Origin of the sequence: Staphylococcus sp. KUGN1 (assembly GCF_045984185.1) — a bacterium.
Classification (GTDB): Bacteria; Bacillota; Bacilli; order Staphylococcales; family Staphylococcaceae; genus Staphylococcus; species Staphylococcus warneri_A.
In genome coordinates this window covers 392716-405582 of sequence record NZ_JBJQIL010000001.1, presented here as the reverse complement: position 1 = coordinate 405582, position 12867 = coordinate 392716, and the positions used below count along the sequence as shown (strand labels likewise).

The following is a 12867-nucleotide window of genomic DNA, read 5'->3' as shown; positions in this document are numbered from 1 at the left end:
ACACTTTTAGTACCAGATAATAAAGCATTTTAGATTTGTCTAACTCCTATCACCCATTTAGACTTTCTTCTTCAATAGCAAATCGCCTGCAAGTATTACTTATACTTACAGACGATTTGTATAATAGCTTAATAATAAAATTCTAATTCTTGTTTTAATTCGTCAACATATTCTTTTGATCCTGTAACAATCAATCTATCTTTGTAGCGTAATTGTGTGTCACCGTGCGGAACGATAGAGTCATTATTACGGACAATTCTCACGAAGATTATATCTCCACCGAATGGGAAGTTTCGTAATTGCATATTTTCATATTGATGATTCAACATTTGAATCTCATACAATGATGTTTCTACATTACTTAATAGGTTAAGCATATTAGGTGTTTCTATTAAACCTTTAAGTAAAATCTTATTACTTAAGTAGTTACTGAAAATTTCAATACCTAATGATTTCATTTCCATATCTTCATTGGTACTTTCTAATCTACAAATAACACGTTCAACACCATGTTCTTTCGCCATTAAGGCTACTTTTCTATTTATTTCATCATCATTTGTCGCACAAACAACAATATCACGATCGAATAGACCTAATCTTTCTAGTATCTCTTGCTCATAATCCGCAATTTCAATCATTGTAATTTCATCGGATAACTTGCGACTATCACTTAAATCTTTACGATAATAAAGTGAAATATCATACAGTTGTGATGTTAAGTTCTGAGCAATTGGAATAGTGAGTTGATTTTTACCAATTAAACTCACTTCGATACGACGATTCATTTCATTTGGTACAGGGAATAATTTTTTAAAGATGACTGGTACAAATACACATGTAATGACTGCACTTAATATCAGTAATCCTGATGTCTCAGGCGAAATTGTCTTAAGCTGCTCCGCAATTTTGGCAGCTGCAATCACAAGCGATAATGTTGAAGTTAATAAAAATCCAGAGGCAATCGTTGTTTTTAAATCGAACCAACGTTTGATAATGAATACTGGAATTAACTTAGATGCGATAAATGCTAAGATTAATATAGGAATAATAATCAGTAGCGATGGTTCTTTAACAAGTGACGGAATATTTAAATCGACACCAACCATAATGAAGAAAATTGGAATAAAGAATCCATAACCAAATGAATCTAACTTTTCAACCATTTCTTCATCAGGATTTAATAATGATACAACAACACCTGCTAAGAATGCTCCGAGTATGTATTCTGCACCTACGCCTTCAGCCAAAGCTACAAGCAATATAATAAGGGCAAAGACAGCACGAATACCAATTTGGGTTGTACCACCCATTAACTTTTGTAAAAATGACATGCGCTTGAATAATACACCGATAACATAAAATACAATAGTGAATACAACTAATATGCCAGTAAGCCATATAGTGCTACCACCATGGCCGTTCATTGCACCATATATGGTTAATAATATCATTGTAACTAAATCGGCTAATACCGCTACTAGAAGGATAAATTGTCCAATCGTAGTTCTCATAATGTTCATTTCTTTTAATGTCGGTACTACAACACCTAAAGAAATCGTTGAAATGATGATAACCATTAATAATACATCATCGATTAAACCGAACCATTTAAATGTAAAGGCTAAAATGATTGATACAATCATAATTAACCCGAAAACTAACATAGCTAGATTTAAATGACCAGGCACTTTCTTTTCTTCTTTACTTTCACCTTGTCGTGGTCGTGCATCCTTTTTAAATGCATTAAAATCAATTTCCAAACCACTTAAAAACATTAAAAAGATAAAGCCTAATGTTGATAGAATATTAAGCATAGAATCTTTGGTTACTAGATTTAAAAATGAATTACCAATGATAATTCCCATTAAGATTTCAGCGACGACTACTGGCAAAAAGTTGATATTCAACCTATTAACAATAATAGGTGTTAAAAATGCAGCAACGACTACAATCACAAGTGATAAGAACTCCATTCGTTCCTCCTTAAGTTAAATAAGACATAAATGATGTTGCTAAGCCGAAATAAATTAACATACTGACAATATCATTAATTGTTGTAATAAATGGACCACTTGCTACTGCTGGGTCAATTTTTAATTTATTCATAAGTAATGGAATCATTGATCCTACCAATGTTCCAACTGTCATAGCACAAGTCAAACTACCACCTACGATGACTGCTAATAATGGTTGTCGATAGATTGAAATAATAATAATAATTAAAATAATTGAGCACACAATTCCAGACAACAATCCGCTTCCTGCTTCTCTTAAAGCTACTTTAAACTTACTTTGTTCATCAATATCTCCAGTTGAGATATTACGCACAGAAACGGCTAATGATTGTGTACCAGAATTACCTGACATCCCGCTAATAATAGGAATGAATGCTGCTAATAAGGCAACCTTAGATAATGTATCCTCAAAACTACCTAGAATAGTCGCTGTTATCATACCTAAGAATGTTAAAATGATTAACCACGGTAAGCGTTTCGTCGCTGTTTTGATGACTGAGTCATTCGTAGAGTCAATATCAGAAACCCCGGCTAAACGAGAGTAGTCTTCACTAGCTTCTTCGTCCATTACATCTAAAATGTCATCGATTGTAATGATTCCTAGTAAGTGATTTTGATAATCTACTACTGGTACCGCAATAAAATCATAGTCTCTCATTGTTTGTGCAACGTCTTCTTGGTCTGTTGCAACATCAACGCTAATAACACGTTCGCTCATGACATCTTCAATATAAGCATCGTTTTCAGCAGTGATTAGGTCCCTTAATGATAGAACACCAACTAATTGATCATCTTCATTTACCGCAAAAATGACATATATGGTTTCTGCATTAGGCGCTTGTTCTTTAACATGCATCAATGCTTCTTTCACGGGTGTTGTTGATTTTAAAGAAAGATATTCCGTCGTCATAATACCGCCGGCAGTATCTTCTTCATAATGTAACAATGCTTTGATTTCATTTGCATCTTCGTTATTCATTAATGTGAGTAAACTAGCAACTTTCGGTTTGGATAATTCGTTTAAAATATCTACCGCATTATCGTAAGACATCTCTTCTAAAATATGACTAGCATAGTTCGCATTGATATTATCGAATAGCTCCTCATATTCTTCATCATCTATATCTAAATGGTCGAAGAAATCAGCAACTTCACTAGGAGATAAGAATTCAAATATCTTTTGTCGCTTTTCTTCATCGGTATCTTCAAAGTACTCACTTTGTTCGTAATTATGCATTGATAAAAATTCTTCTCTAAATGCATCAATGTCGCCATCTTGTAATAATCGATCTAATAAATCTTTATCATACACGTTTTCGTTCACATGTTCTTTCTCTTTTAATTCTGTGTCGTTAGACAAATTAAACACCTCCAAAACAATTTTTTATATTAAGTCATACCATTGATTGAGTTGTTTATGATCAATTTCGATATGTATCATTTTTTTATTAACTGGATGTTCAAAACAAAGTTTTGAACAATGTAAGCATTGCCCTTCTATTTTACCATGTTTTCCGCCGTACAATGTATCACCTATTAAAGGATGACCTATATATTGAAAATGCACTCTAATCTGATGTGTTCGACCCGTACACAGTTGCACTTCGCAACAACTTACATTCTCTTTTTGTTTTATAGTACGATACAATGTTTTGGCATATTTACCGTTTTCTGATACTTGCCTTTCTATAATACTTGCTTCATTTCTAGCAATGGGTGCTTCAATCACGCCACTTGGTTCAGTAATACCGTGTGCCAAACACGTATAAACCTTATCCATATTAGTTTTTGAAAATAAATGGTGGATATAACCATATTTCGCGAAAAGTACAATCCCAGTAGTATTTCGATCTAAACGGGTTACGATGTGGGGATTGGTATGTTCACCTTTATGTTGTAAATAACCCAATACTTGTTCAACTAAGCTTTCATGTGGATGTTCACGTGAAGGTGCACAGTTTTGTCTATTGGGTTTAGATACAATAATGATATAGTCGTCTTCGAATAATATATCTAGTGGTTTCAAGTATGGTATTAAATTGGCACTAGGTATTTCTAACGGTAGTTGAACAACAAGCTGATCGCCTAAGTTCAATTGATACCTCACTGTGACAGGCCTCTGATTGACAAGTAAAGCGCCATTAGTTTTAATGGCGCTAATTGTTTTCTTAGAAAAGTCATGTCGTTGTAAAAATGATTTAAGCGTTTCTTGCTGTGCAATCGTATATCTAAAAATCATACTTCATCATCACTTGAAATAAATGAATCGTGTACCCTCTTCCAGAATGGGAATGGTCTAAAGCGTGCAAATCTTACCTTTTCATTTGCTACTCTATATTGGATTGCATTTACATTCTTATGCTTAATACTCACATGATCAATCGTAGTTCGTATTGTATCGTGATTGACAGGTGTTATCAAACAAGTATGATGTTTAGGAAGTACTAATGGTGAACCCACTGTTCTAAACACACGATTGTTGATTGAAGCAATCTCTGCAATTTGCATTGCTTCTAAAGATGGATGGATTAATGCACCACCTAAAGCCTTATTATAAGCTGTTGACCCAGATGGCGTAGATATACAAAGTCCATCTCCTCTAAAACGCTCAAAATGTTTACCGCGAATATTAACATCCACAACTAATGTTGATCCATTTTCAGTTTTCATTGTAGCTTCATTCAATGCTAAATACCTTGTTTCATAACCATTATTATTATATCGAACAATGATTTCTAATAATGGATATTCAATAACTTGAAATTCTGAATTATTGATTTCAATTATTAATTTTTCGACTTCATGAGGTAACCAGTCAGCATAAAACCCTAAATGTCCGGTGTGAACACCAACAAATGCCACTTTCGACAACATATGACTATATTGATGAAATGCTTGTAGTAAAGTGCCATCCCCACCGACTGAAATGACTATTTCTGGGTTTTCATTATCTTCAACCATCTGAAAATCTTTCATATAGTTAATCATTTTATGCTTTAACGCATTGGACTTAGAATCACCTTTAGTTAGGATTGTATAACGCATGTTTACACCTCATTAGTCATTTTCATGTTTTTTCGCACGTTTTTGAGTATAATACTTCTGTGCTTCTTGAATTTCATCTTTTATCTCGGACATTTCTTCGTCTAATAAGTAAGCCGCTTCTGCCGCTCTTTCTAAACGATGCTGTATCTCATCTGGATAATCTCCATCATATTTATAACGCAATGTATGTTCTATGGTTGACCAGAAATTCATAGCCAATGTTCTAATCTGAATTTCAGCTAGAATAGATTTCTGTCCATTTAATGTTTCAATAGGATATTCAATAATCACATGATATGAACGATAGCCACTTGGTTTGGTATTGCGAATATAGTCTCTTTCTTCAACAACACTAAAATCCTTACGTTGACGTAATATATTAACTACGACATCTATATCATCAACAAATTGGCACATAATTCTGAGTCCAGCTATGTCATACATTTCTTCTCTTAATCTATCAAATGGAATTTCCCTTTTGTTTGCTTTATCTATAATACTTGAAATAGGTTTAACGCGGCCTGTTACGAATTCAATGGGAGAACTGTGTTCACTAATCTCATATTGTTTACGTAATCCTTTTAATTTTACTTTTAATTCATTAACAGCCTGTTTGTAGGGTGTTAAAAATTGATCCCACTGGTTCATATTACTTCACTCCGCTTCATTCTAGTTCAAAAGTTTTTTCAACAGCAGAAACAAACTCCTTACCATAGTTATTATTGCCTTCAATATTGTCTAATATGTAATCTAATTCCTCTTGGAAATGTTTAAGTTCTAACTCATCGTTTACAATGAGTTTCTTCCCTTTGTTTTCATGTAACATCGACCATGTTTCTTCTACAAAGATTAAATACGAATAGGATTGACCATCATCTAAGATGTATGCAAATCCATAATTATCACTATCAACAAGCATTTGTCCTACTTCTTCTAATCCTTCAATCGAATCTTCTGAATAACAGTAAATTGTATCGTCTTTCACTTTGATTTCATTTATATATATACGCATGCTTGCCCCTCCTTATTCCATATTAGTTTAACATAATTTATGCTTACATCACACGTATGTAGCCGAATATTGTCACATTATTATATGTATTTGAATTTTTTTAGATATATTATTATTCTAATTTCAATTTTAAATAATGTTTGTCTTTTCAAAACATTGTCTTACTTTAAAACAAGAGCCAATTCAGTCATACTAATAGTAAATCAAACAATGATGCAGAGGAGTTACAATGAATGGCAACTAATAATGAAATTGAATTTAAACAAATACTTAGTGAATCAACATATAATAATATTAAAGATCAATATTTCAAGGATAAATCACCTTTCAAACAGATCAATTACTATATAGATACTGCCGATTTCAAACTCAAAGATCACTATTCTGCTTTAAGAATTCGAGTCAAAGACAATACTTATGAGATGACGCTCAAAGTACCTGCAGAGGTAGGTTTAACGGAATACAATTTTAATGTCCCTCTTGAACCTGAAATTGACAAAATGGTTTATCACAATCAATTGCCTGTCGAGATTAGACAAATTTTAGTGGATGACTTTGATGTTCAAGATGGTACATTAGTGATATTAGGCGCTTTAACTACATATAGAATGGAGACACCTTATCAAAATGAACTTCTTGTGTTAGACAAAAGTGAATATCTCGGCACTGAAGATTACGAGCTAGAATTCGAAGTACATGATTATGAAGAGGGTTTACAAAAGTTTTATGACTTACTGAAATCATTTCAAATGACCCACGAGAAGCCTTTAAACAAAGTCCAACGTTTCTTTAATAGAAAAGCTAATTTAGCGTAACAACAACAACGGAAGCTATAATGCAAATTACTTTCAAATGTAAAAATTCATGTTATATTAGATATATATTAATGAAATACGGTGATATTATGCCTAAAACACCATATGACATCATTGGGCAAGATGCACTATATCAAATGATTGATCATTTTTATCAATTAGTAGAAAAAGACGATAGAATTAATCATTTATTCCCTGGTGATTTTATAGAAACGAGTAGAAAACAAAAACAATTTTTAACTCAGTTTTTAGGAGGCCCTGATTTATATACACAGGAACATGGACATCCCATGTTGAAAAGACGACATATGGAATTTACGATTACTGAATATGAGCGCGATGCTTGGTTAGAAAATATGTCTATAGCAATTAATCATGCTAACTTCCCTGCTGGGGTTGGTGACTATTTATTTGAAAGATTGCGACTAACAGCTAATCATATGGTGAATTCCGAAAAATAATTGTAGGTGAAAAGACATGGCTGAAGAGTTAAGAGTAATGGAGAATAAGAGTCGTGAAGATGCAAATACTGATCTATCACCTGTATGCAAAATAGAAATTTACTCTTTTTTCGATCCTTTTAGTAAAGATTGTTTCAAAATATCGGCAATCTTATCAAAACTAAGAATTGAATATAATCAATATATACGTGTTAGACATATTCTTAATCCTTCATTAAAAGTTTTAACAAAATGCCAAGCACAAAGCACCTCTGATTTCGATAATATTGCACTCGCATACAAAGCGGCCGAATTACAAGGCCGTTTAAGAGCAGAACGATTTATACATTTAATGCAAAATGAAATTATACCTAAGCGCGATATTATCACCGAAGAAATGATATGTGATTGTGTAAAAAATGCTGGAATTGATTATGATGTGTTTAAAGAAGACTTACAGAAAAGTAAACTAACAGAAAGTTTAAAAGTTGACTTGCATATAGCACGTGAAATGGAAATAGAACAGTCTCCATCCCTCGTATTCTTCAGTGAAGACGTGCATGAAGAAGGGTTAAAAGTTGAAGGGCTTTATCCATATCACATATACACATACATCATCAATGAACTTATGGGAACGCCAATCGAAAAGAGTTTGCCACCGAAGTTAGAAACATATATACAACAGAAGCAACTTGTGACAATGGAAGAGTTACTCACAATATATGAGTGGCCTGAAAAATTATTAAATAAAGAATTGAAAAAACTCATGCTTCAACAGAAAGTGGAAAAATTAAATTATCCAGACGGCAAGTTTTGGAAATCTAAAATGCCTAAATGTTGAAATCCTATCTTGGCTCTATCAATATTTAAAAATCAGCGCAACAGATTATTTGATATCTGTTGCGCTGATTTTTTGTTTATTCATAATTTGAATAATTTATGTATATTGCCTACTACCTATTTTAAGACAAATAAAAAAACGCCGTGTCTGATTACACGACGCTAAACAAAGGGGATGGGAGAAATTTTTCACTTCAAACAAAGGGGTATGTTTGTTATGTGATTAATTTCATGTTCATAATATAACACGACGTATAGCCCATTTCAACCTTTGAGTTTGATTAAATTTAAATTGTCACAATCTGTTCATAATGTAAGCGAATTCAAGCATATTAAGCTTTCATAAGTTTTTCAAAAGCATCTAATTTCTGTTCAAATACTTCACAAGCTTGCTCAATTGGTTCAGGTGATGTCATATCTACACCTGCATTTTTTAAGATTTCAATTGGATAATTTGAGCTACCTTTTTTCAAGAATTCATTTATATATCTTTCAACAGCTGGTTGTCCCTCTGTTAAGATTTGGTGACTTAAACTTTGTGCAGCACTATAACCTGTTGCGTATTGATATACATAATAATTCATATAGAAGTGAGGAATTCGTGACCATTCTTTACTAATGTCTTCATCTGTTTCAACCGCATCACCAAAATATTGTTTATTCAGTTTGGCATACTCTTCATTCATACGAGTTGGAGTTAATGGTTCCCCTGCTTCTTCTATTTGATGAATTTTATGTTCAAATTCTGCAAACATGGTTTGACGGAATAATGTCGCTCTAAAGCGTTCGAGTTCTTGATTCAATAATAATAAACGTTTGTCGTCATCTAAATGTTTATCCATATAATCGCTTAATAAAGCTTCATTACATGTAGATGCTACTTCAGCTACAAATATTGTATAGTCACTTAGATTGGATGGTTGATTTTGACGACTGAAATAACTATGTGCTGAATGACCAAATTCATGAACTAAAGTATATAAATCTGAAACTGTATCTGACCAATTTAATAAGATGAATGGATTTGTTAAATGTGCACCAGATGAATATCCACCAGATCGTTTACCTTTGTTTTCATAAACATCAACCCAGCGATTATCCAATCCTTCTTTAACCACATTTAAATACTCTTCGCCCATTGGTTCAAGTGCTTTTAACATCCATGATTTAGCTTCTTCATAAGGCATTTCAAATTTAACGTCTTTCACTAATGGTGTATATAAATCATACATTTTTAAGTCATCGATGCCTAACAACTCTTGTCTTAAACGCGTATATCTATGAAGTAAAGGTAAATATTTGTGAACAGTTTTCACTAGATTATCATAGACTTCTTCTGGAATATGATTATTACTCAAAGCTTTTTCACGAGCAGATTTATAGTGATGTGTACGCGCGTTAAATACATTTTTCTTCACTTCACCTGCTAATGTCGCGCCTAACGTATTGTTATGAGAACCATAAGCTTTATATACATTTCTAAATGCAGATTCTCTTAAAACACGATCATCTGATTCTAGATATTTTATAAACGTACCTTGCGTTAATGGATGTGCTTTACCATCTTTATCTATAGCATCTTCAAATTCTAAATCTGCATTACTGAACATACCGTATACATTTGAAGGCGTAGATAATGCATCTTGAGCTTCAGTTAATAACTTTTCAGTATCAGCATCTAAAATATGTGGACGCTTTTCATTGATAAGTTGTAAATCAAATTCGTATTGTTTTAGTTTATCGTTTGATTGAATAAACGTTTGAATTGTCTTTTCATCAAGTTGTAAAATTTCTGGTACTAAGAAGCTCCATGCTGAACTAAATTTAATAATTAATTGATGTGCACGTGCTTCCATTCCTGTGTATTGATCATTGGCAGTATCTTGGTCTTGTTTTAAATGGGCATAGACATATACCTTTTCTAATTTGGTGCCTATTTCATCTTCTAATGCTAATGCTTGATATAAAGTATCTGCACTATCTCCTAGGTGACCTTTAAATTGTTCTTCTTTACCAATGTCACTTTCTACATCTTTAAAAGCTTCTTCAAATGCATCATCACTCGGGAATATTGTTGTTAAATCCCATGTATATTCAGGATATTTACGTTCCTGTTCTTCTCTAGATAATTGTTGACTCATCATGTAAACCTCCTCGAAATAATCAATAACTTAATTTTCTCATTTTAACGGATAATTTGCACGTCATTACAATTCGATTTTCGAGCATTTTGGTACTGTTCTATTATTTTATTTAACAGAATTGATTGGCTGTAATGGTGATTTGCAAAATGTCGTAACTTAATCACAGTATCTATGTTCTGACACGTCAATTCGTCACGTAGTTCTAAAAGTCGAAATTGTAGTTGCCATTCAATTGGATGTGTTTTGATAAAGATTTGTAATGGGATAATGATACCAAACTGTTGAATGACATGTTTGTCATTAGGTCGCAATTGATACATAGCACTTAAAGTGGGTTCTAATACCGAATTCTTACGACGACAGTATTGTATATATCGAGTTATCAAGCTTTCATCTAACTTATAATATGCCATATTGTTATGTCTTTTTTCCGTCAGTATTGTTGCCACATCTTCAACAATGGTCCTTGTTGCACGAAATTGTCTCCCTCCAATATTTTGGATATTTGAATATCTAATTAATTGGCAACACTTTTCTTGCCATGTGTACAAAGACCTATGAATCGCATTTATAAAACTGGTTTGCTGGTTATTTAATGTTAATTTACCGTTTCTGTATTTGATATCTTCGATAATCCAAACTGGTCTAAGTCCGACACTCATTAGCCCTACGGTACGCTTTTGAATTTCAGACAAAGGAATGGAAGAAAATTGTACTTCAATCGCAAATGATGAATTAACTACGATGTCAGGGAACTGTTGTATATTTTCATAATATGGTTCAATTTCAACATTATAGTTCACCCTTTTAAACATTGCGGCAATTTTGTATTTAGTTTGATAATGTAATGCACTTTCCCCTTTTGAACGCCATATCTTACATGGATCCATATGCGCAAAATGCGCTATTACTTTCGCCCCATTTTTTAAAATTACTTTCGTTCTACAATGTGGACAGTAATAGTTCCTATTCTTTATTGCTTGTTTTGCTAACACATATTCATGATTTTCATTGATAGCTACTAACATCAGTTCACCTCATATATTTCAACGAAGCAAACCCTCAATTTACTTGTGTCAATTATCGTTTCCTTAAATATAAAAAAACGAGACATCAACATGTCTCGTTTAAATCACTCTATTATCATTATTCAACTGCATCAGTAAAGTAACGACGCACTTGTGAAGTAACGTCATGGCTCATAATAATCTTACCATAATCATTTAAATATACTTCTGTTTTATCAGTTGGGTATGCAAATTCTAATAATTGACTATAACTATCATTAATTGTCTCTTGATCGACCGTGTCATCAAAATGAATAGCATAGTAATATTGTGAGTCAACCATATAAAGTAAATCTTCAAACTCATCAGCACTTTGATTATTGTGATATGCATAATTAATGACTTGTTCTAAATCCTCAAATTTTACAATCACTGTACGAATATTCGCTTGTTTGCGTTGTCTTTGAGATTGTTCTTGTTGCGCTTTCTTTTGTTGATTACGTTGTTCAAATATATTTTCGATATTATCTTCGCTTTCAAGTGTTTGAGCTAAAAGTTCATTTACTTGGTCATCAAATTGATCAAAATTACCATCTTCGGCCATATTCATGGCGTCTTCATTTTTAGACTTAGAAATAGTCACTTCCACACCTTTTTCAAAGGCATGTACTTGAATCCATAATGGTCCTTCAACGACAAAATCTTCTTCTTCATTAATTTCATCCATCATTGACCAGAAGAATTCTTCACCGCGTTTGCGGTTAGTCCATAAATCTTCACGACTAAAACCACGTGCTTCTATGTCGCTATATGTTATAAACAATTTAACTGTTGTATCATCAACGCGTTCTATTCTCATATCATCTCACTCCTTACAGTCGATGAATAGTAACCATATTGTATTAGAACGTGACTCAAATTACAATCTATTTGTTTGATTAAATTTAACTATTCTTAAGATGGCTTCTTATATTAACATATTCCCTATTTTAATGCTAAAAAACAGCGTATTTATTCTCGATTTACTTTTTAAAGCATACACAAAAGACAACACCATTTAACAATAGTGTTGTCTTAATATCTTTTAGTAAAGTGATAAAATCACATAGTTATTAAAGTAATTAGTCAACCAAACGTTGAGCTTCTTGTAATTGGAACGTACGGACTTTTCTTGGTAAGAAACGTCTGATTTCATCCTCGTTATAACCTACTTGTAAACGTTTATCATCTAAAATGATTGGGCGACGTAATAAACCTGGGTTATCTTGAATAATTGAATATAAATCTTGTAATGGTAAAGAATCAATATCAACATTCAATTTTTGGTATGTTTTAGAACGAGTTGAAATAATTTCATCAGTTCCGTCTTCAGTCATTTTTAATATTAATTTAATTTCATCGATTGTTAAATGTTCAGAAAAAATGTTACGCTCCGTATATGGAATGTCATGTTCTTGTAACCATGCTTTCGCTTTACGGCAAGATGTGCAACTTGGTGAAGTAAATAATGTTACCATACATCTCACTCTCCTATAAATGGATTCATTCA

At 32.6% G+C, this 12867-nt stretch carries 13 protein-coding genes; 3 read left to right on the top strand and 10 right to left on the bottom strand.

All coding sequences use genetic code 11. The features are described 5' to 3' along the window. Positions 1 to 128 precede the first annotated feature (128 nt). From ACJQQZ_RS02035 to ACJQQZ_RS02010, 6 genes are read right to left on the bottom strand one after another with little or no spacing between them, the layout of a single operon-like run. Entirely contained in the window at positions 129 to 1973 is a 1845-nt protein-coding gene (locus ACJQQZ_RS02035; RefSeq protein WP_145505923.1) for a monovalent cation:proton antiporter family protein, read from the bottom strand. Positions 1974 to 1983: 10 nt separating this feature from the next. Continuing rightward, positions 1984 to 3375, bottom strand: coding sequence for a magnesium transporter (mgtE, locus tag ACJQQZ_RS02030; RefSeq protein ID WP_145505920.1), 1392 nt, complete (start codon positions 3373 to 3375; stop codon positions 1984 to 1986). A 24-nt stretch (positions 3376 to 3399) separates the two neighbouring features. Continuing rightward, positions 3400 to 4254, bottom strand: a complete 855-nt coding sequence (locus ACJQQZ_RS02025; protein WP_049425027.1) for an RluA family pseudouridine synthase — start codon at positions 4252 to 4254, stop codon at positions 3400 to 3402. Then, a complete protein-coding gene (locus ACJQQZ_RS02020) occupies positions 4251 to 5060 on the bottom strand; it encodes an NAD kinase (RefSeq protein ID WP_002450766.1) in 810 nt (269 codons plus the stop codon). The genes ACJQQZ_RS02025 and ACJQQZ_RS02020 overlap by 4 nt, the downstream gene beginning before the upstream one ends. Before the next feature lie 12 nt (positions 5061 to 5072). Further along, entirely contained in the window at positions 5073 to 5708 is a 636-nt protein-coding gene (gene yjbM / locus ACJQQZ_RS02015) for a GTP diphosphokinase (RefSeq protein ID WP_002450767.1), read from the bottom strand. Positions 5709 to 5724: 16 nt separating this feature from the next. After that, complete coding sequence (locus ACJQQZ_RS02010; protein WP_002450768.1) at positions 5725 to 6072, bottom strand: UPF0738 family protein; 348 nt, start codon at positions 6070 to 6072, stop codon at positions 5725 to 5727. 233 nt (positions 6073 to 6305) lie between these two features. Here ACJQQZ_RS02010 and ACJQQZ_RS02005 point away from each other — a divergent pair, with 233 nt between their 5' ends. The 3 genes from ACJQQZ_RS02005 (at position 6306) to yjbH (ending at position 8168) form a co-directional block, all read left to right on the top strand. Continuing rightward, positions 6306 to 6887: a CYTH domain-containing protein gene (locus tag ACJQQZ_RS02005; RefSeq protein ID WP_145505912.1), complete on the top strand. Its 582-nt coding sequence runs from the start codon at positions 6306 to 6308 to the stop codon at positions 6885 to 6887. Between the two features lie 89 nt (positions 6888 to 6976). Next, on the top strand, positions 6977 to 7348 hold the full coding sequence (locus ACJQQZ_RS02000) for a truncated hemoglobin YjbI (protein ID WP_002450770.1): 372 nt from the start codon (positions 6977 to 6979) through the stop codon (positions 7346 to 7348). A 16-nt stretch (positions 7349 to 7364) separates the two neighbouring features. After that, on the top strand, positions 7365 to 8168 hold the full coding sequence (yjbH, locus tag ACJQQZ_RS01995) for a protease adaptor protein YjbH (RefSeq protein WP_002450771.1): 804 nt from the start codon (positions 7365 to 7367) through the stop codon (positions 8166 to 8168). Positions 8169 to 8499: 331 nt separating this feature from the next. On the opposite strand, the gene pepF is transcribed toward yjbH, so the two are convergent. The 4 genes from pepF to spxA form a co-directional block, all read right to left on the bottom strand. Further along, the gene (gene pepF / locus ACJQQZ_RS01990) at positions 8500 to 10308 is read right to left on the bottom strand and encodes an oligoendopeptidase F (protein ID WP_145505909.1); all 1809 of its coding nucleotides are present in this window, start codon (positions 10306 to 10308) and stop codon (positions 8500 to 8502) included. A gap of 44 nt (positions 10309 to 10352) precedes the next feature. After that, positions 10353 to 11339, bottom strand: coding sequence for a competence protein CoiA (locus ACJQQZ_RS01985; protein WP_145505906.1), 987 nt, complete (start codon positions 11337 to 11339; stop codon positions 10353 to 10355). A gap of 118 nt (positions 11340 to 11457) precedes the next feature. Further along, positions 11458 to 12177: an adaptor protein MecA gene (gene mecA / locus ACJQQZ_RS01980; RefSeq protein WP_145505903.1), complete on the bottom strand. Its 720-nt coding sequence runs from the start codon at positions 12175 to 12177 to the stop codon at positions 11458 to 11460. A gap of 262 nt (positions 12178 to 12439) precedes the next feature. Continuing rightward, on the bottom strand, positions 12440 to 12835 hold the full coding sequence (gene spxA, locus ACJQQZ_RS01975; protein WP_002450775.1) for a transcriptional regulator SpxA: 396 nt from the start codon (positions 12833 to 12835) through the stop codon (positions 12440 to 12442). Positions 12836 to 12867: the final 32 nt, after the last annotated feature.